Origin of the sequence: Crassaminicella thermophila, assembly GCF_008152325.1 — a bacterium.
In the GTDB taxonomy this organism is placed as follows: domain Bacteria; phylum Bacillota; class Clostridia; order Peptostreptococcales; family Thermotaleaceae; genus Crassaminicella_A; species Crassaminicella_A thermophila.
The window spans coordinates 1,611,835-1,633,221 of the sequence record NZ_CP042243.1; the positions used below are offsets into that span (position 1 = coordinate 1,611,835).

Annotated in this window: 21 protein-coding genes and 1 pseudogene; all 22 read right to left on the reverse strand. The window is 28.3% G+C overall.

Annotation, left to right across the window (positions count from 1 at the left end):
• Positions 1 to 10: 10 nt before the first annotated feature.
• A pseudogene (gene hslU / locus FQB35_RS07780) lies at positions 11 to 1,409 on the reverse strand (ATP-dependent protease ATPase subunit HslU).
• Between the two features lie 12 nt (positions 1,410 to 1,421).
• Positions 1,422 to 1,952, reverse strand: coding sequence for an ATP-dependent protease subunit HslV (gene hslV / locus FQB35_RS07785; RefSeq protein WP_148809440.1), 531 nt, complete (start codon positions 1,950 to 1,952; stop codon positions 1,422 to 1,424).
• A gap of 103 nt (positions 1,953 to 2,055) precedes the next feature.
• Positions 2,056 to 4,122, reverse strand: coding sequence for a type I DNA topoisomerase (topA, locus tag FQB35_RS07790; RefSeq protein WP_148809441.1), 2,067 nt, complete (start codon positions 4,120 to 4,122; stop codon positions 2,056 to 2,058).
• Positions 4,123 to 4,198: 76 nt separating this feature from the next.
• Complete coding sequence (gene dprA, locus FQB35_RS07795; protein ID WP_148810797.1) at positions 4,199 to 5,278, reverse strand: DNA-processing protein DprA; 1,080 nt, start codon at positions 5,276 to 5,278, stop codon at positions 4,199 to 4,201.
• Between the two features lie 15 nt (positions 5,279 to 5,293).
• Positions 5,294 to 6,829: a YifB family Mg chelatase-like AAA ATPase gene (locus FQB35_RS07800; RefSeq protein ID WP_148809442.1), complete on the reverse strand. Its 1,536-nt coding sequence runs from the start codon at positions 6,827 to 6,829 to the stop codon at positions 5,294 to 5,296.
• A gap of 50 nt (positions 6,830 to 6,879) precedes the next feature.
• Entirely contained in the window at positions 6,880 to 7,245 is a 366-nt protein-coding gene (locus tag FQB35_RS07805) for a YraN family protein (RefSeq protein WP_207707274.1), read from the reverse strand.
• 280 nt (positions 7,246 to 7,525) lie between these two features.
• Positions 7,526 to 7,804 carry an EscU/YscU/HrcU family type III secretion system export apparatus switch protein gene (locus tag FQB35_RS07810; protein WP_148809443.1) on the reverse strand — a complete coding sequence of 93 codons (279 nt, stop codon included), beginning with the start codon at positions 7,802 to 7,804 and terminating at the stop codon, positions 7,526 to 7,528.
• Between the two features lie 4 nt (positions 7,805 to 7,808).
• Complete coding sequence (locus FQB35_RS07815; RefSeq protein ID WP_148809444.1) at positions 7,809 to 9,158, reverse strand: hypothetical protein; 1,350 nt, start codon at positions 9,156 to 9,158, stop codon at positions 7,809 to 7,811.
• On the reverse strand, positions 9,148 to 9,942 hold the full coding sequence (locus FQB35_RS07820) for a ribonuclease HII (protein WP_148809445.1): 795 nt from the start codon (positions 9,940 to 9,942) through the stop codon (positions 9,148 to 9,150). Before FQB35_RS07820 ends, FQB35_RS07815 begins: the two co-directional genes overlap by 11 nt.
• A 58-nt stretch (positions 9,943 to 10,000) precedes the next feature.
• Entirely contained in the window at positions 10,001 to 10,873 is an 873-nt protein-coding gene (gene ylqF / locus FQB35_RS07825; protein ID WP_148809446.1) for a ribosome biogenesis GTPase YlqF, read from the reverse strand.
• A gap of 17 nt (positions 10,874 to 10,890) precedes the next feature.
• Complete coding sequence (gene lepB / locus FQB35_RS07830; RefSeq protein ID WP_148809447.1) at positions 10,891 to 11,403, reverse strand: signal peptidase I; 513 nt, start codon at positions 11,401 to 11,403, stop codon at positions 10,891 to 10,893.
• Positions 11,404 to 11,469: 66 nt separating this feature from the next.
• Positions 11,470 to 11,814, reverse strand: coding sequence for a 50S ribosomal protein L19 (gene rplS, locus FQB35_RS07835; protein ID WP_148809448.1), 345 nt, complete (start codon positions 11,812 to 11,814; stop codon positions 11,470 to 11,472).
• A 158-nt stretch (positions 11,815 to 11,972) separates the two neighbouring features.
• On the reverse strand, positions 11,973 to 13,463 hold the full coding sequence (locus tag FQB35_RS07840; protein WP_148809449.1) for an Rne/Rng family ribonuclease: 1,491 nt from the start codon (positions 13,461 to 13,463) through the stop codon (positions 11,973 to 11,975).
• 27 nt (positions 13,464 to 13,490) lie between these two features.
• The gene (locus FQB35_RS07845) at positions 13,491 to 14,207 is read right to left on the reverse strand and encodes a TIGR03936 family radical SAM-associated protein (protein ID WP_148809450.1); all 717 of its coding nucleotides are present in this window, start codon (positions 14,205 to 14,207) and stop codon (positions 13,491 to 13,493) included.
• A complete protein-coding gene (locus FQB35_RS07850) occupies positions 14,200 to 16,044 on the reverse strand; it encodes a TIGR03960 family B12-binding radical SAM protein (protein WP_148809451.1) in 1,845 nt (614 codons plus the stop codon). The genes FQB35_RS07845 and FQB35_RS07850 overlap by 8 nt, the downstream gene beginning before the upstream one ends.
• Before the next feature lie 107 nt (positions 16,045 to 16,151).
• Positions 16,152 to 17,030 carry a site-2 protease family protein gene (locus FQB35_RS07855; RefSeq protein WP_148809452.1) on the reverse strand — a complete coding sequence of 293 codons (879 nt, stop codon included), beginning with the start codon at positions 17,028 to 17,030 and terminating at the stop codon, positions 16,152 to 16,154.
• A 19-nt stretch (positions 17,031 to 17,049) separates the two neighbouring features.
• A complete protein-coding gene (locus FQB35_RS07860) occupies positions 17,050 to 17,787 on the reverse strand; it encodes a M23 family metallopeptidase (protein WP_148809453.1) in 738 nt (245 codons plus the stop codon).
• A gap of 116 nt (positions 17,788 to 17,903) precedes the next feature.
• The gene (mgsA, locus tag FQB35_RS07865; protein ID WP_148809454.1) at positions 17,904 to 18,311 is read right to left on the reverse strand and encodes a methylglyoxal synthase; all 408 of its coding nucleotides are present in this window, start codon (positions 18,309 to 18,311) and stop codon (positions 17,904 to 17,906) included.
• A gap of 21 nt (positions 18,312 to 18,332) precedes the next feature.
• A complete protein-coding gene (rodA, locus tag FQB35_RS07870) occupies positions 18,333 to 19,439 on the reverse strand; it encodes a rod shape-determining protein RodA (protein WP_148809455.1) in 1,107 nt (368 codons plus the stop codon).
• A 164-nt stretch (positions 19,440 to 19,603) separates the two neighbouring features.
• Positions 19,604 to 19,879, reverse strand: coding sequence for a cell division topological specificity factor MinE (minE, locus tag FQB35_RS07875; protein ID WP_148809456.1), 276 nt, complete (start codon positions 19,877 to 19,879; stop codon positions 19,604 to 19,606).
• Positions 19,880 to 19,900: 21 nt separating this feature from the next.
• Positions 19,901 to 20,695, reverse strand: a complete 795-nt coding sequence (gene minD / locus FQB35_RS07880) for a septum site-determining protein MinD (RefSeq protein ID WP_148809457.1) — start codon at positions 20,693 to 20,695, stop codon at positions 19,901 to 19,903.
• 44 nt (positions 20,696 to 20,739) lie between these two features.
• Positions 20,740 to 21,381: a septum site-determining protein MinC gene (minC, locus tag FQB35_RS07885; protein WP_148809458.1), complete on the reverse strand. Its 642-nt coding sequence runs from the start codon at positions 21,379 to 21,381 to the stop codon at positions 20,740 to 20,742.
• Positions 21,382 to 21,387 lie beyond the last annotated feature (6 nt).

Sequence of the window (21,387 nt, forward strand, 5' to 3'; positions counted from 1 at the left end):
ATAATTTTTCTTATAGTATAAATTTATTTAAATCTTGATTAAGGATTTTATCATTTAATTTATTTTTTACATAATCCCTATCAATAATAACTTCATCTTCTTTCAATTCTGTAATTTCAAAAGATATATCTTCAAGCAACTTTTCTAAAACAGTATGCAATCTTCTTGCACCTATATTCTCAGTTTGCTCATTTATCAAATATGCAATATTTGCTATTTCATCTATAGCATCTTCATTAAAATGAATTTTTATCCCTTCTGTTTCTAATAACAATTTATATTGCTTAATCAATGCATTTTCTGGTGCTACTAATATTTCTTTAAAGTTTTCTTTTGAAAGACTTTCTAATTGAACCCTTATAGGAAATCTACCTTGAAGTTCTGGAATAAGATCAGAAATTTTAGAAACATGAAATGCACCAGCACCTATAAATAATATATGATCTGTTTTTACGGGACCATATTTAGTATTAACAGTACTTCCTTCAACTATAGGAAGTATATCTCTTTGTACTCCTTCCCTAGAAATATCAATACTTCCTTTGTAATCACTGCTAGCTATTTTATCAATTTCATCGATAAAAATAATCCCATTTTGCTCTGCATTATATATAGCTTCATTAATAATCTCATCCATATCTAAAAGTTTTTGTGCTTCTTGTTCTAATAATATCCTCCTAGCTTCTTTCAAAGGTACTTTTCTTTTTTTTATTTTCGGAGGTAAAATCCCTCCCAAAATATCGTTGATATTTATATTCATTTCTTCATTTCCCAATCCTGAAAAAAGCTCTATTGTAGATGAACTATTATCTTCTACTTCGATTTCAACAATCTCATTTTCTAATAACCCTGTTCTTAGTTTATCTCTTATTTTCTCTCTTTTTAATTTTGCTGATGCTAATTCTTCTTCATAGTTAATATCTTGATTATAATTAGAATTTACATTTCCAAAAAAAGCTTCTAACGGATTTTTAAATGTATTATTTTTTTCAGGTAATGGCACAAGAATATCTAACAACTTATCCTCTATTGAACTTTCTGCTATTTTATATTTTTCCTCTATTCTAGTATTTTTAGTCATTCTAATAGAAGTTTCAACCAAATCTCTTACCATAGACTCGACGTCTCTACCTACATAACCTACTTCTGTAAATTTCGTTGCTTCTACTTTTTACAAAAGGAGCAGCGATCAATTTAGCTAATCTTCTTGCAATTTCAGTCTTTCCAACCCCTGTAGGTCCAATCATCAATATATTTTTTGGCTTAATTTCTTCTTTAAAATAATCAGGTAGTAGACTTCTTCGATATCTATTCCGCAAAGCTACTGCAACAGATTTTTTTGCATTCTTTTGTCCAACTATATATTTATCTAGTTCACTAACAATTTTTCTCGGAGTAAGATCTTTCATCGTATCACTCCTTTAAAGGGTTTCAATAGATATATGAGTATTAGTAAAAACACATATAGAAGATGCAATATTTAAAGCTTCACTAACGATATCTTTTGCAGACATATTTGTATTTTTATATAAAGCTTTTGCTGCTGCCAAAGCATAGGATCCTCCAGATCCTATTGCTATCACACCATCATCAGGCTCTATCACTTCACCATTACCTGATATAACCAAAATACTTTCTTTATCAATTACTATCATCATAGCTTCTAATTTTTTTAAAAATTTATCTTGTCTCCATTCCTGAGCAAGTTCAACAGCAGCACGTTTTAAATGTCCACTATGTTGCTCTAATTTTGCCTCAAATTTTTCTGTTAAAGTAAATGCATCCGCTACAGAACCTGCAAAACCAACTAGTACTTTTCCTCTATATAATTTTCTTACTTTCTTTGCTGTATGCTTTATTATAGTTTTCTCTCCAAATGTAACCTGCCCATCTCCTCCAATAGCTATATCATTATTCCTTTTTACAGCTACAATTGTTGTACCGTGAAACATTGTTTCACCTCCAAAATACTTCTCAACAAACCATGTGAAATGTTATCATATTTTCTTAATTTATTCAATATGAAATTTTAAAAATTATAAAATTTTCGATTTATCATACCTTTTCTTCAACTCTTTTATATTTACACTCTTTATTTGAGCACTGTATAATGGTATCATTTTTTCTATTCTTCTTTACAAGTAGAGATCCACATGTTGGACATTTTTCAGAAATAGGTCTATTCCATACCATAAAATTACATTGAGGAAAATTACCACATCCATAAAACAATCTTCCTTTTTTTGATCTTCTTTCTACTATATCTCCTCCACAGAGTGGACATTCTACGCCAATCTTTTTTACAAATGGCCTTGTATGCTGACATTCTGGATAAGCAGAACAAGCTAAAAACTTTCCATACTTACCATATTTAATTACCATATTCTTCTGGCATACTTCACATATTTCATCCGTTTCTTCTTCAACTAATTCTATTTTTTTTATTTCTTCTTCTGCATGTTTTAGTGTTTGACTAAATGGTTTATAAAAAGTATCAATTACTTCAACCCATTCTAATTTATCTTCTTCTATTTTATCTAACTGCTCTTCAAGATCTGCTGTAAAATGTTCATCTACTATATCTGGAAAATATGTTTTTAATAAATCAGTTACAATAATTCCTAATTCAGTAGGTTTCAATGATTTGTTCTCTCTTTCAACATAGCCTCTACTTAATATTGTAGATATAATAGGCGCATATGTACTTGGTCTTCCTATATTCTTTTCTTCTAACTCCTTTACTAATGAAGCTTCTGTAAATCTTGGTGGCGGCTGGGTAAAATGCTGCTTAGGTTCTATATTTTTCAAATCTAACTTTTGTCCTTTTACAACCTGAGGTATTTCATTATCTGAAACTTTTACATATGAATAAACCTTTAAAAAACCATCAAAAACCAGCTTCGCACCTGATGCTTTGAATAATAAACCATTATTTGTTATATCTAGCGAATAAGTATCATAAACAGCACTTTTCATTTGGCTTGCTAGGAAACGTTCCCAAATTAGCTTATATAATTTATACTGATCCCTTTTTAAAGACGTTTTAATTTTATCAGGATTTCTATCTATTGAAGTTGGTCTGATAGCTTCATGAGCATCTTGTGCCTCTTTCTTTGTTTTATATATTTTTTCATCATCAATATATTCACTTGAATAATTTTGTATAATATATTGTTTAGCACTTTTCTTTGCTTCATCAGAAACTCTAGTCGAATCTGTTCTTATGTATGTAATTAAACCTACAGACCCTTCTCCTTCGATATCTATTCCTTCATATAATTGTTGTGCTATACTCATAGTCTTTTTCGTTGTAAAACCTAGTCTATTTGCTGCTTCTTGTTGTAGTGTACTAGTAGTAAAAGGAGGATAAGGATTCTTTTTCTTCTCTTTTCTTTTAATATCAGATATAATAAAAAATCCATCCTTTAATTTTTCTAAAATATCTTCTACAGAATTTTTATTATACAAATCTATTTTTTTATCAACACTACCATAGAATTTCGCTTCAAAGCTTTCATTTTTATCTTCAACAGTTAAAAATACTATTATACTCCAATATTCCTCTGGTATAAAATTTTCAATTTCTTTTTCTCTATCACATATAATTTTCGTAGCAACAGATTGAACCCTACCTGCACTTAATCCCTTTCTAATTTTTCTCCAAAGTAGGGGACTAATACTATACCCAACTAATCTATCTAACACACGTCTTGCTTGTTGCGCATCTACTAGATTCTTATTAATTTTCCTAGGAATTTTTACTGCATTTTTTATTGCCTCTTTAGTAATTTCATGAAATTCAATTCTACATTTTTCTTCTTCAATAGATAAAATATTGGCTAAATGCCAAGAAATAGCTTCACCCTCTCTATCAGGGTCAGTGGCTAATAGTACTTTTTTTGCTTTTTTTACTTCCTTCTTTAATTCTTTAATAACAGGACCTTTTCCCCTAATTGTTATATAATAAGGTTTATAATTATTATCAATATCTATTCCCATTTTGCTTTTTGGTAAATCTCTTACATGCCCAACAGAAGCAACAACTTTATAATTTTTGCCTAAAAACTTTCCGATTGTTTTAGCTTTGGCAGGAGATTCTACTATAACTAATGATTTTGCCACAATTTCACCCCCATTTTTTGAAGCAATAGTAATTATATCAGAAAGCTTTTCAAATTTCAAAATATTAATCGTAAAATCACTTTGCTATTAGCAAATTTCCAGGTAACTGTTCAACTAATCCTTTTAGCTGTAATATTGTAATAATACTACTAATGTTACTAATATTCCATCTTAGTTCTTTGAAAAGCAATTCAATATGTATTGGCTGATTAGCTAATATTGCCTTATAAACTTCAGACTCTGTATCGCTAAGTTGAATCAATTCTTTATTGTTATCTTCATCTACCTTCATATTAAGTTCTTCAAGAACATCATCTATATCTGTCACTAACTTTGCACCATCTTGAATTAATTTATTAGTTCCCATACTTAAACTACTGTTTATATTCCCAGGTACAGCAAATACTTCTCGCCCTTGATCTAATGCAAATTCTGCTGTAATCAAAGAACCACTATTTATATTTGCTTCTATTACAATTACTCCTTTTGATATACCACTAATAATTCTATTCCTTGCTGGAAAATTTATAGGTAAAGGCTTAGTTCCTACTCCATATTCAGACAATATTGCCCCATTTTTTTCAATTTCTTTCATTAAGTTGTGATTTGATTTTGGATAACAAATATCCAGACCACATCCTAATATAGCAATTGTTCTGCCTCCATTTTCTAGAGCTCCTTTATGCGCCATAGTATCAATACCATAAGCCATTCCACTAACAACAGTTATTCCTTTCTTTGCTAAGTCACTAGCAAACTTATAAGCTACATATTTTCCATAAGCTGAAGCCTTTCTAGCTCCTACTATAGCAATAGCATTCATATCTCTACTTAATATATTTCCTTTTTTAAATAATATAAAAGGGGGATCATATATATGTTTTAAATTTTCTGGATATTCTTTGTCTTCTCTATCTAAAATATCTATATTATATTTTCTTGTATTATTAATTTGTTCAAGTATTTTTTTTGAATCTCTGTTATTTATAATGTTATGAACAATATTATGATTTATTCCTTTAAGTTTCAATAGCTCATCAGCAGATGCTTTATATACATATTCTGCACTTTTAAAATATTTCAATAAATTTTCTAAAGTTTTATTTCCCACACCTTTTATACTTTTTAACCAAATTAAATAGTCTTTTTCATGCATTTTATTCACCTTTAATTATACATCCCAAAATTTTCTATCAAGGTTTCTATATTGAATAGCTTCTGCAATATGTGGTACTAAAATCTGTGGACTATTTTCTAAATCTGCAATAGTCCTACTAAGTTTAATTATTCTATTATATGCTCTAGCACTCAATCCTAACTTATGAAAAGCATCCTCTAGCAACCTTTTTTCTTCAGAGCCTATTTTACAATACTTTTTCATTAATTGAGGAGAAAGCTGAGAATTAAATAAAATATTGCATTTTTTATACCTTTCTAGCTGTATTTTTCTTGCTTTGTCAACATCTAATTTCATTTGAGTAGAAGTTTTCCATGTCTTTTCTTTTGTTAACTCATCATACTTTACTGGAAAGACCTCAATATGCATATCAATTCTATCTAATAATGGCCCAGAAATTTTAGATAAATATTTTTTAATTTGCATTGGTGAACAAGTACACTGATGCAATGAATCTCCATAGTGTCCACATGGACATGGATTCATACTCGCTACTAATATAAATTTAGATGGATATGTTAATGTTGTATTTACTCTAGAAATAGTAACAAATTCATCTTCCATAGGCTGTCTTAATATCTCTAATACACTTCGTTGAAATTCAGGAAGCTCATCTAAAAACAAAACACCATAATGGGCTAATGATACTTCTCCTGGCTTTGGCTTTCTACCTCCACCTACTAAAGCAACACTAGATATAGTATGGTGTGGAGATCTAAAAGGCCTTTCCTTTACTAAAGATGCTTGGTTAGATAATTCTCCTGCAACACTATATATTTTTGTAACTTCCAATTTTTCTTCGTATGTCATATCAGGAAGAATAGTTGGAAATCTACGTGCTAACATGGTTTTTCCTGAACCAGGTGGCCCTATCATTAAAATATTATGACCTCCTGCAGCAGCAATCTGAAATGCTCTTTTTACCATTTCTTGTCCAACTACATCTCCAAAATCTATATCATAACTACTAATCACTTGATTTGAGCTTTTTTGATTAGATTTATAAGGAACTACTACAAAATTTCCTTGAAAATATTTTATAATATCTATCAAACTATCAAATGGATAAATTTCTATATCTTCAATCATTGCAGCTTCTTCTGCATTCCATTTAGGCAATATTATTTTTTTTATTCCTTGATTCCTTAATGCAATCACAAGTGGTAATGCTCCTGTTACTCTATTTAGGCTCCCATTTAATGACAATTCTCCAATAAAAGCAAATTTTTCAATATCTGTATTTTCTATCTGACCAGATGCTTGCAATATTCCTAAAGCCATAGGTAAATCAAAATGTGTCCCTTCTTTTTTTGTGTTTGCAGGAGCTAAATTTATAGTAATCCTTTTCATCGGAAACTCAAGCCCAGAATTTTTTATTGCAGATCTAACTCTCTCTTTTGATTCTTTAACAGCCATATCTGGAAGTCCAACTATATTTAAAGCTGGCAATCCATTGGATATATCTACTTCTACTTCTGTGATACTACCATCTAATCCATTTAAAATACAACTTAAGACCCTAGATAGCAACCAAATACCTCCTTTTATAAACCGTTCTTATTTAATGATTATTACATTATTTACTGTATTATATTCTTAATATGATTTACTTTAGGAGATATTGGAGAAGAAATGATTATTTCAATAGCATCAAATCGAAAATTACAATCTTTTAAATTGGAAATTTGAATATAATATTGTCCTGATTTTAACAGATGATTTTTCTTAGTAGTATTAATTGCTTCTATAGGCCTCCCAAAAGATAAGCTACTTCTTGTTTTAACCTCAACAAATATATATGTATCATTTTTATATGCAATAATATCTATCTCTCCGAATCTACATTTAAAGTTTGATTTTATAATCCTATAGTGTTTTTTTTGTAAATATTCTGATGCAATCTTTTCTCCTAAAACACCTAAATTTCTTCTACTGCTATTCACCACAATTTTCTCCTCTCGTATTTAAACAATTATTCTATTTTTTATGTTATTATTTTATTGTGTATTTTATCATTATTTAAATTTTTTATACAAATATAATTAAAGTATATCATATTGTTTGAATTTTCGAAAATTTTTGTTATGATTTTATGTTTATTTTAAAAGATAATTTGATTATGTTAGTTCATTTTTATATTACTACTCGGAATATATTTGCTAATTTATACTAATATTTTACAAAAATAACATAACCAAAATCAAATTTTGGCTATGTTATTAACTCTTATTTATTAAGTTTAGCTTCTTTTGTATCTAATTGAATAATAAAAGTCAAAATTTCTGCAACTACTTGATATAACTCAGGTGGTATTTCTTCTCCAATAGCTAAATTATTTAACTGCTTTACCAGCTTTTCATCCTTATAAGTCGGAATATCTAATTCTAATGCTATTTCTTTGATCTTCTCTGCAATATATCCTTCTCCTTTTGCAATAACAACAGGTGCTTTATTTTCGTTTTGTTCATATTTTAATGCCGCTGCTATTTTTTTCTTTTTTTCCATATATTCACACCTTTAAATTAATAGTATTAATTTCATTTAAATTTTCATCATTAAAATCAAATACAATATTTCTATCTTCTACAACTGCATACCTCATATTTATTTGCTCATATCCTAATAAAATTAATGCATCTTTTAAATATTTTTCAAACTTAGATATCTTTTTTTGAATTTTTTCTGTAGTCACTTTAAAATTGCAAATAATATTCTTTTCTTTTATTTCAATTAAAACTTTTACTTTATCCATGTTTTTAGTATTTATTTCCACAAGTATTTTTACATCTTTTGGATCTATCTTTTTTTTATTTCTATCCTTTTTTGATATTAATAAATCTAAGTTTTTCTTTTCATCATTTAGCACTATCGGAATTTGCATATAAGTTTGAAACTCATTTAACTTATTTATAAAATCTAAGCTGTTTTTTAAGTTTGTTATACTATTTAGAATTTGATTCCTTTCCTTTGAATCTATATTTTCAACAACTTGTTTTATAAGTTCAATTTTTATATGCATTTCTTTAATCACTTCTTGAGGTTTAAAAGTTTTTTTAAAAATCATATTCTTTATTTTTAATGATAACGCTTCAACCCCTTTTGCTAGATGCATTGTTTGATCATTTTTATAGAGAAGATTTATTAATTCTTCTGTTTGCTTTGTGACTGTAAAATCTTTCATAAGCAAATTATTTAAATTAGTGATATTAGATATATTTATAGTAAGTTTATTCTTTAACAAAAAAATAATTTTTTCAAAATTGACATTTTTTATATTTATATTTTTAAAATTTGTTTGTTTATTTGAATTTTTTAAATCTCCAGAATCAAATTCAACTTTTAACAAATTTTTTAAAACTTTACGAATATCATCATTTAATATTTTTTCGTTAATCTCTATAGCTTTAGAATTAAACAAAGTTTCTACTCTTTCAAAGTCTACTTTTGAATTTGCAATCTTTATTATATTCTCCTTGCTTACAGGTATTTTATTGACAATCAACTTCTTTACTAGTTCAATTTTTTCTTTTTCTGGCTTTATATCAAATTCTTTTAATATACTTATTATTTTTCTCTCTGTTGTCTCATCTTTATTTAAACGTTCCTGTATTGGTTGAATGATTAATTGATTTTCATTGATTTCTTTTACTCGAAATTGTACAACTTGATTTTCATTATAATTCATTGGAAAAGTTGTTTTAGCATACAATAGTTTCCCATTACCTAATTCAATAATTAATCCATCATTTTTTACTTTATTAATTTTGGTCTTAATAAGCTGTCCAATTTTTAATGATGTAAAATCCTGATTATTATTTTCTAAAGCCTTAAAACTTTGTTTTGAAAGATTAATCTTCATTTTCTATATCACCCATTATATTTTTTAAAAATGATTTTCTATGTATTTGAGATATACCATAATTCTCAATGTTTTTATAATGCTCTTTAGTTCCATACCCTTTATGATTGATAAAACCATATTGAGGATATATTTTATGGAACCTATCCATAATTTTATCTCTTGTTACCTTTGCTACAATAGAAGCTGCTGCGATTGATATACTTTTACTATCTCCTTGCATGATTGCACTCTGTTTAATATTTATATCGGTTAATTTTACTGCATCAATTAACAAATATTGAGGCAATATAGAAAGTTTCTGAACTGCTTTTTTCATTGCCAGTTTTGTTGCATTTAATATATTTATCTCATCTATTTTTTTATTATCTACTATTCCAATTCCAATACTTAAAGCTTTTCTTGTAATAATATCAAAAATTTCTTCTCTTTTTCTTAGGGATATTTTTTTTGAATCATTTATTCCTTCTATAAATAAATTCTGTGGTAAAATAACTGCTGCTGCTACTACAGGCCCTGCAAGAGGTCCTCTTCCTACTTCATCGATTCCTGCAACTACTTTATATCCAATATCTATCAACTGATTTTCAAACTTCCATAAATTTTGTACCCTTTTCTTTTCACTTAGAAATTTTTCATATCTTTTTTCTAATTTTCTTCCTAACTTTTTAACAGATTGCCTTCCATCCCTTTCTAACAAAGAAATGTATGTACTATATTCTTCTACATTTATTTTATTTATAAATTCATTTATTTCTTTTACGCTAAAATTTTTAAAATCCATTTATCATTTTCCTTTCAAGTTGTATTTATTCTTATTGTATCATAAAAAATAGAAAGCACTATTCTTCTATAGTGCTTTCTAAATCATCTGGTGATTCTAACGTAATTTTTCCTATTTTACCACTTCTAAACTCGTCTATTACTACATTTGCTACTCTTGTATAGTCAATTCTTCCTCCTGAAATAATACATCCTCTATTCTTAGCTATATTATCCATATTCTTTAATCCATCATCTTCTATATTGCTTAATTTATATCTTTGTTTCATATATGTAGGGTATTTCTCACATAGATATTCAATAAGCCTTAATGCTATTGTTTCAATATCTAAAATTTCATCTTTTATTGAACCTGTAAAAGCTAACTTTAAACCCACATTTTGATCCTCGAATTTTGGCCATAAAATACCTGGAGTATCTAACAACTCAATATTCCCCTTTAATCTTACCCACTGTTTACCTCTTGTGACACCCGGTTTATCACCTGTTTTTGCGCTTTTCTTTCCAGTCAATCTATTAATAATAGACGACTTTCCAACATTCGGTATACCTACAATCATTGCCCTTACTGGTCTTTTACGCAATCCTTTTTTTATTCTTTCATCCATCTTTTCTTTTACAGCACTATGTATCTCTGACATAAGTTTATCTAACCCTGTACCGCTTAGAGAATTTATTGCAATTGCATTTACCCCAAGTTTTTTAAAATATTTTATCCATTTATTCGTATCATTAGGATTTGCTAAATCACTTTTATTTAAAACAATTATCCTAGGCTTATTCACAACAATTTCATCTATTTGAGGATTTCTACTACTAATAGGAACCCTAGCATCTAATAATTCTATTACTACATCTACTAATTTCAAATTTTTTTGTATTAATTCTTTTGTTTTTTTCATATGCCCTGGATACCAATTTATTTGTTGCATATTTATCACCACTCAATTTATCTAATTTTTTTGAAGTTTTTTATAGGCCATATTACATAACAACATTTCCCTTCTACTAACTCTAAAGGAATAAATCCTACATCTTTAAATCTACTATCTTTACTATTGTTTCTATTATCTCCAAGAACGAAAATTGTATTTTCTGGAACTACTCTTTTACGAAAATCATCTGATGTTTTATTTAAAACATACGATTCTTTGATTATATGATCATTTATGAGCAAATTTCCATTAATAATTTCAATTGTATCTCCTTCTGTTGCCACAACTCTTTTTACCATTTTATATTTTATATCATATGGACACTTAAAAAGTATAATATCTCCTTTTTGAGGCTTACTTATAATATACGCAAATTTATTTACAATTAATCTTTCATTATCTTCAAGAGTAGGAAACATAGAATTACCATTAATTTTTATACACTCAAAAATTAAAATTTTAACAATTGCCACAAAGATAATTGTAATAATTATAGTTCCCAGCAATTTAATTAATTTGTTTTTCATGGTTTTTCACTCCATGATAATTAGTTATATATATTAATAAAGGGACTGATTCCAGTCCCTTTACAATTAAAATTTCTTTTCTTTAATTTTTGCTGCTTTACCTCTTAATTCACGAATGTAGTTAAGTTTTGCTCTTCTAACTTTACCTCTTCTAACTACTTCGATTTTCTCGATTTTTGGTGAATGTAATGGTAAGGTTCTCTCTACACCAACACCGTAAGAAATTCTTCTAACAGTAAAAGTTTCTCTAGCTCCACCATTTTGTCTTTTTAAGACAAAACCCTCGAAAACCTGAATTCTTTCTCTATTTCCTTCTTTAATTTTTAAGTGTACTTTAACAGTATCACCAACATTAAAATCAGGAATATCTGTCTTTAATTGCTCTTGCTCAATAGCTTTAATTATATCCATGGTTGCCCCTCCTTCCTTCATAGACGTTCTTGTCATATTTAATGACAGCGGACCGTCCGTATTGCCAGATATGATTATATCATAATATAATCTTTAACACAACAAGAATTATTTCATTTTTTATACATATTTATACTTTTTAAATAAAATTTTAATAATTATTCTTTATACGATTCCACTATAGTTTTAATTTTTTCTATTTTTCCGATTTCCTTTACATTAAAATTATTAGTATGAATGTGTTCTTTTCCTACAATAAAAATTTTAATTTCTGTTACTTTTTCTAATTCTCTTATAAATCTATTTCCTTCTGCTTCTAAAACTTCCATAACAGAAGGAGATAATTCTATTAATATAGCTTCAGCATTTGTATGCACAGCTGTTCTTTTTACTTCTTTTTCTAAGCTTTGAATAACTGTATATTCAGATAATACTTTTCCAGTACCTTCACAATAAGGACATTTTTTTTGCATAATAGACCCTATTCGTCCTCTTATTTTTTTTCTAGTCATTTCTAATAATCCCAATTGTGTTATTCCTAATACATTTGTTTTTGTTCTATCTTTTTGTAATGCTTTTTCCAACACATTTAATACTTCTTTTTCGCCTTTTTGATCATTCATATCTATAAAATCAACAATAATAATACCTCCAATATCACGCAACCTCATCTGTTTGGCAATTTCCTCTGCTGCCTCTTTATTTATTTTTAAAACAGTATCTTCTAAGTCAATACTTCCTACATATTTACCTGTATTTACATCTATAACAGTAAAAGCTTCTGTCTGATCTATAACAAGATATCCTCCACTTTTTAACCACACTTTTCTTGATAATGCATTCTTAATCATACTTTCTATATTATAATAGTCAAAAATATTCATATCTATATCAAAATACTCTACTCTTTCCTTTAAGTTAGGTGCTATAAGTTCTACTAACTCTGTAACACTATTATATTTTTCTTTATCATTAATAACAAATTTATGAATATCTCTAGTAAACATATCTCTAATCGTTCTATGTATCAAATCCAAATCTCTATGAATAATCCTTGGTGCAAATCCTAAGTTTTTTTCTTTATCAATCTTTTGCCATAATTTTAATAGAAACTTTAAATCTTCTTTTAATTCTTTTTCTTCTTTCCCTTCTCCAGCAGTTCTCACAATAATCCCCATATTATTTGGTTTTAACCCTTCAATTAGATTTCTTAAACGTTCTCTTTCATCTTCATTACTAATTCTTCTAGAAATTCCTATATAGTCTACATATGGCATTATAACTAAGTACCTTCCAGGCAAAGTTATATGGGTTGTAACTCTCGCTCCTTTTGTGCCTATAGGTTCCTTAACTACTTGTACAATAACTTCTTGTCCATTTTTAATAACATCTTTTATAGAAATTCTTCTGTCACTAGCCATTTCATGTGATATAGCATCTTTTACAAATAAAAATGCATTTTTATCAAGTCCAATATCTACAAAAGCTGCTTGCATACCTGGTAAAACATTTGTAACTCGCCCTTTATAGATATTCCCTACTGTCCTTTTATTATTTTCTCTCTCAATGTATAATTCTACTAATTCTTTGTCTTCCAACAAAGCAACACGTGTTTGGTTTAAGCTGGAATCGACTATGATTTCGTTCATTCCAATAATCCCCCTAAATCTATGAATTTACCTAGTTATCTCAAACGGTGTTACTAGTTCTCCGTCTATAACTCCATATAACTCCAATCTATGAATTCTAATTTTTTGCAACAATATAGGTATTTCTGTTTTTTCTATTAATTTTTCTATTACTACTTCAGGTTTTAAATTTCCCTTACTTCCTGTTGCTACAATCATACTAAAGATACATTGTAAATGATCTTTACTTACAAATTCTAAATTTTTAATAAGGGGTCTTATGTTTATTTCCTTCTTTTTTTCTTTATTTTTTTTCTTGATTATTTTATGCATCAGTATTTCTTCATTTCTCATAAAGTTTAATATTTCTCTTCTTAATAATTCTTCACTTACATCATTTTTTAGTGAACATCTTACCATGTATTTTGACTGCTCTACAATAGCCATAAGTGCTTTACTTTTTACATCTATATATTTACACTTTATAATTTTAATTCCGTCAGGTAGTTGTTCATTTATTCTATTCTTTAAAATAGATAAATCTATTTTTTCCTGTATCTCTATATCTATATATTCTCCATCACTTGATACCCCTAGAGCTAAAGCCGTAGCAAATGAAATCTTAGGATGAGGATTAAATCCTTGTGTAAAAGCTATTGGTATATTTGCTCTTCTTAATACTCTCTCTACCATTCTTACTAAATCTAGATGAGAAATAAATATCATATAACCATTTTTACTAAATCTCATTCTTACTTTATACATTACATACACCACCTGAAAATGCTTGATTAATTCCACAACCTGTACAACTTATTCTACAATCATGTGTTAATATTTCTTGCTTTGCTTTTTCATTTTCTTTTATTAAGAATTTTTTTGTAATACCTATATTAATAAAATCCCATGGTAATATTTCATCATATTCTCTCTTTCTATTAGCGTAAAAATGAGGATCTACTTTACTTTCTTTGAAAGCTTCCATCCATTTTTCATATTGAAAATGATCTCTCCATCCATCAAATTTACATCCATTTTCCCATGCTTTAATTAGTACCTTTCCAACTCTTCTATCTCCTCTTGCAAAAACAGCTTCTAAGAAACTTGTTTTTGTATCATGATAATTATATTTGATGTTTTTATGTTTAAATTTGCTCTTTAAATACTCTTGTTTTTCTTTAAGAACATCGATAGTATCCTGTGGTTGCCACTGAAAAGGAGTGAAACCTTTTGGTACAAAATTTGATGTACTAACTGTAACATTTAATCCTCTAGCTCTCTTCTCTTTTGGTATACTATAAAAAGTTTCAACAACTTTATAAGCAAGATCAACAATCCCATCTAAATCTTCATAAGTTTCTGTTGGTAGTCCAATCATAAAATAAAGTTTTACATTATTCCATCCAAGAGAAAATGCATTTTTTACTGTTTCAATCAAATCTTTTTCTGTTATGCCCTTATTAATAACATCTCTTAATCTCTGTGATCCAGCTTCTGGAGCAAATGTTAATCCTGTTTTTCGTACTTTTTGAATTTCTTCAATAACTTCTAATGGAAATTTATCTAATCTTAAAGATGGTAAAGATAATCCAATCTTTTTATTACCATACTCATCTATTAGATATCTGATTAATTCATTGATTTTCGAATAATCACTTGTACTTAATGATGCTAGTGATAATTCATTATAACCAGTAGTTTTAATCAATTCATGTGCTAATTCTTTTATTTTATCAATTGATCTTTCACGAATAGGTCTATATAACATGCCTGCTTGACAAAATCTACAACCTCTTGTACAGCCCCTAAAAATTTCCACCATAGCACGATCATGTACAACATCAATAAAAGGAACGATTACTTTCTTAGGATAAAACACACAATCTAATTCTTTAATAATTCTTTTAGATATCTCCTTTGGATAACTTTCTTTTTTAGGAACAAACTCTTTTATCGTGTTATCATCGTTGTATTTTACTTCATAAAAGGAAGGTATATAAACCCCATCTAAATCAACAATCATCTCTAAGAATTCTTTCTTTGTAGCACTACGTTCTTTCCATTCTTTATACTTCTCTATTATTTCAAATATAACTTCCTCTGCTTCTCCTAACACAAAAATATCTACTATGTCAGCAAGAGGCTCAGGATTATATGCACATGGTCCTCCTGCAATAATAAAAGGATATCTTTCTTGTCTATCCTTACTTCTTATAGGAATATGCCCTAACTTAAGTATATTTAACAAATTTGTATAACTTAATTCATATTGAAGCGTAAATCCTATAAAATCTAGATCTCCTATAGGGCTATGTGTTTCTAATGTAAATAATGGTATATTCTTTTCTTTTAAAGCTAATTCCATATCTATCCAAGGTGAAAAAATTCTTTCACAAAATATCTCATCATTTTCATTTAATATATTATATAATATATGCATCCCTAAGTGAGACATACCTACTTCATATATATCTGGAAACGCAAAACCATATCGTATTTTAATAGTATCTAAAGATTTCTTTACCGAGTTAATTTCACTACCTATATATCTTGCAGGCTTCTCAACCTCAAATAGCAGCTCCTCTAAATCCAATTTGTTCATCTTTTGTCCTCCTAGTTCATGTTTCTATCTCTTTTCTATTATTTGTATACACTCGAACTTAAATACAATATTTTGTACTAAAGATTTCGCATTACTATTCTACCATTTTACCCACTCTTTAACAACTTTTCTAAGGAAGCATTTAATCCATATTTTACTAGTCCATTTAATACATCATTTTCTGTTAATACACCTATTATCTTACAATCAGCATCCATTACTGTAACTATATGATATTTTCTTGGCACAAATTGGTTCATAACATCCTTTATTGGTGTATTTTTTACTGCTATTAAATATTTTGTATTCAATACACCATTACACAATAAATGTTGTCTTTTTTGAGTTACTTCTTTTATAAAAATAAAAGCTGCCATCTTATACTCTTTATGTGCCGCTATATATAAAAAGATGGCTAATAATAATATATATATATTAAATTTATTGTATTTAACAGCATAACATCCATATAAAAACAATACACAGCTAATCACTTTCGATAAGATCACTACAAATTTAGTTGATTTCTTAAAACCAATAAAATATGCAAGATAGGCTCTACCTATTCTTCCTCCATCTAGAGGAAGAATAGGTAACAAATTGAAAATTCCAATACTTAAATTTGAATATATAAAAAAAAGAAATTTCTCATTAGATAATTGAAAAATATTTAATATATAATATCCTAAGAATACCATTATCAAATTTAAAATTGGTCCAGATATTGCAATCATTATTTCATGTTGTGGATTTATAGCAATATCTGCTTCCATTCTTACGACTCCTCCAAACGGAAAAATCTCAATACTGTTAATCTTATATCCCAATAAATTTCCCATATAAACATGAGCTCCTTCATGGAGTAATATAACAAAAAAGGCGATAACTAAATACTTAATATAACCAAACACAAAAAATACTACAAAAAAAATACATAAGAACATATTCATCTTTATATCTACTTCACATAATCGCATCAGCCTCATTCATTTATCACCTTTTATATTAAAGTATCTTCCTATCAAAAGGAATATATTTTGTAGGATCAACAACTTTTCCTTCCTTCCAAAGTTCAAAATGTAAATAAGTGTTTTCATTTTTATTTGGCTTATAAATAGTAGCAATTTCTTCTCCTTTTTTTACTATTTGCCCTTTTTTTACTTTTACATGTGAACAATTAGCATAAAAAGATACCATATTGTTCTTATGTTTTACTTTTATGTATTTTCCTAAACTTTTTCCTTCCCCAATTTGTATAATTTCCCCATCTGCAACTGATACAATACTTTCATCCTTATTAACTAATATATCTACTCCTCTTTGAAACGTTTTTATATTTAATATTGGATCCCTACTTTCTCCATAATTGGATATAATCTCTCCTTTTAAAGGTACTATGAATTTTATGCTTGAATTTGTTTCCTTTGAAAAAGCATTAAATACATTTGTAACTTTATTATGCATTTTGGGTATTTCTTTTACATACACCATTATTTGTTTAATAGATTTTTTTAAATTTATTTCTTTCGTAAGAGAAATTTTAATTACATCTTTTGTTTTATTTGTAATTGGCGAATTTATATTTTTTATAAAAATGACTAGTAGTACGATCAATATGCATAGTACAATTTGCTTTAAAGTTCTTTTATAAAATTGACTTCCTCTATTATTATAATTTTTTCTTTTAACATGATTAGATATCTTTTGTCTATTTGAGTTTATTTTTCTATACAATTTGTTCATAATTACCCTCCTTATGTAGATTATAATATAATATATTTTACAGGAAGGTTAATTATTACAACAAAGGACTAAAGCAAAAATTGCTTTAGTCCTTATCTACTCAAAATTCTTATTTACTAATCTTCATATTTTTGTACAAACTCTCTCCATTGAAATTCCCCTCTTTCCATGGCACGAAGTAGAATTTCAGCAGTAGCTACATTCGTTGCTACAGGTATCTTATAAACGTCACACAATCTTAACAATGCTAAAATATCAGGCTCATGAGGTTGTGCTGTTAATGGATCTCTTAAAAAAATTACTAAATCCACATTATTTACAGCAATTTCTGCTCCGATTTGCTGATCTCCACCTAATGGACCAGATCGAAATCTTTTAACATTAAGTCCTGTAGCATCTTGAATGAGTTTACCAGTAGTACCAGTAGCCATCAAATTATACTTTGCAAGTGTGCCCTTATAGGCTATTGTGAAATTAATCATACTCTCTTTTTTCTTGTCATGTGCTATCAGTGCAATATTCATTTTCATCTTCTCCTCACCCATTTAAAAATTTATTTTTTGCCTTCTCATCCCTACATTAAGAGCGATACCAATTGCAATCATATTGGTCACGAGTGAACTTCCACCATAACTCAAAAAAGGAAGAGTAACTCCAGTTACAGGCATTACCCCCATAGTCATTCCTATATTTTCAAATATTTGAAATGCAAACATAGAGGTAATACCTACAACAACTAATGAACCATATACATCTTTTGCTTTTTGGGAAATTTTTATCATTCTATAAAGAAATATAAAATATAAAATTAAAATAATTAACCCACCTACAAATCCAAATTCTTCTCCAAGCACTGCAAAAATAAAATCTGATTCTTGTACTGGTAAAAAGTTATAGTTATTTTGTGTTCCTTGATACAAGCCTTTCCCTAGTAGTTGCCCTGAACCAATTGCAATTTTCGATTGCATAACATGATAATTTCCCGGCAAACTAACATCTGAAGGATGTAGGAACGCATCTATTCTTATCCTTTGATGTGGAGCTAAAAATTTATATACAATAGGTAATGAAATAATGCCTGCTAATACTCCTTTTCCTATTATCTTGTAATTGAGACCTGATACAAAAGTCATTCCTAAAACAATTACAACAAATACTAATGCATTACCTAGATCTGGTTCTTTTAAAACCAAAAGTATTGGTACAGCTACATATATCCCTACAGGAATCAAATCTTTTATAGTATCTAATTTGTTCTGTTTATCTTCAAGAAATTTAGCAAAGGAAAGTATAAAAGCAATTTTTACAATTTCAGATGGTTGGACATCTATAGGTCCTAAATTAATCCAGCTTCTTGCACCAAATTGAACCTTTCCTATTCCTGGCAAATATACAGATAATAACAATATAATTGATCCTATATAAATCCCCTTTTGAAATCTAGCAAAAGTATTATAGTCTATAAATAATATAAAAATAATAGCAAAAATTCCTAGTAAAAAAGCAATTGCTTGTACTTTTACTTGTCTAGTTAATCCCTTTTGAGTAATATGTGTCGCACTACTAATCATTATTAAACTAATAACAAAAAGCAACAGTACAATAATAATCAAAATTATATCTATATGTTTAAACAATTTTTTATCTATCATCTATACACCTCTTTTAATTTGCCTAATTAAAATTATATCATATTCAGCAAAATACTCTCAACAATAATCAACTTTTTCTGATAAAACTATCCATATGATAGTATATTTTTTATAATTGTTAGTTGTTTTTACAAAATAAAAAAACCGAAATTTTTTCGGTTTTTTTATTTTGATTTCATTTTTTTAATAGGAATATTCGCCATCAACGCAGGAACCATTGTATTATCTGTACTTCTCTTTGTCTTAGAAATCTTAATATCTAATCCATCTTCATCAATCTCCATATAATCAGAAATAACCTTAATAATATCCCCCTTAACCATTTCTAAAAAATGCGGAGAACAATTTGTCCGATCATGAACAAGAACAAGTTTTAATCTTTCTTTTGCTACATTTTTACTTGAGGAGTCTTCTTTACTAAAAAATTTAAATATATCCATCATGTCTCTCCCCTTTCATGCTTATTTCATTCCGAATAACCTTTTAAGTTTTGACACAAAGCCATCTTGCCCATCTAATTCAAGGAATGGAACTTCTTCTCCCAAAATTCTATTTGTAATATTTCTATATGCTTTGCCAGCCATTGATCCATTTTCTGTTACAGCAGGCTCTCCTTTATTCGTTGAAATAACAATAAATTCATCATCTGGAACTACTCCTAAAAGATCTATAGCTAGTATATCTATCATATCTTCAATATTCATCATATCTCCCTTTTTAACCATATCTATTCTTACTCTATTAATAATTAATTTCGGATCTCTTAATTCAGCTGCCTCAAGCAATCCTATAATTCGATCAGCATCTCTTACAGCAGAAATTTCTGGTGTAGTAACTACAACTGCTTTATCTGCTCCTGCTATTGCATTTTTAAATCCTTGTTCAATTCCAGCTGGACAATCAACTAAAACATAATCAAATATTTCTTTTAATTCATTACAAAGTTTTTGCATCTGTTCTGGTTTAACAGCATTTTTATCTTTTGTTTGAGCAGCTGGTAATAAAAACAAACCACTATATCTTTTGTCTTTAATAAGTGCTTGTCTTAATCTACAAACACCTTCTACTACATCAACAATATCATATACAATTCTATTTTCTAAACCCATCACTACATCCAAATTTCTAAGACCAATATCTGCATCCACAACCACAACCTTTTTACCTTCAAGCGCTAATCCAGTTCCAATATTTGCAGTTGTTGTTGTCTTGCCAACTCCACCTTTTCCTGATGTTATTACTATTACTTCGCCCATTTTTATTCCCTCCATCATCACTATTTCATTACATATAAAATTAATTACTTATTTGGCAAATATGGTTCAATCACTACAACACCTTTTTTAATTTTTGCAAGCTCAGGCCCTATAGGTTTAATTTGCTCATTATCTGGTGATCTTGCAATAATGTCAGCTATTCTTAATTGTGTTGGTTGTAGGCTATAAGCAGCAACAAAAGCATTTTCATTGCCACTTGAACCAGCGTGAGCTAAACCTCTTAACGCTCCCATTATCAATATGTTCCCTTCAGCCATTACTTCAGCCCCTGGATTTACGTCCCCAATAATAACAACATTCCCATCAAACTTTATTCTTTGCCCAGAACGAATTGTTGCTCGAATAAACTTTGTATTGCCCTCTTCTATTCCCTCAAAAACCCCTTTTTCCTCTTTTATATCATTTGTCTTTAATTTTCCCTCATTTTTTTCAACCATAATCATACCAAATCTTGAGCTAATAATCTCTTTAATTTCATCTTTCTCTTTTTGTGTAAGTATTTTGCCTTGAATGCTAACAACTTTTGCACCTGCAAAAAAACGCTTAGCTGATTCAAGTTTCTTTATTAGCTGTTCTCTTAATTTTACATAATCTGAATCTCTGTTAAAATAAATTGAAATTCCTTCTTTGCTGCCTTTGAAAGCAACACAATTCTCTTCGTACATCCAGTG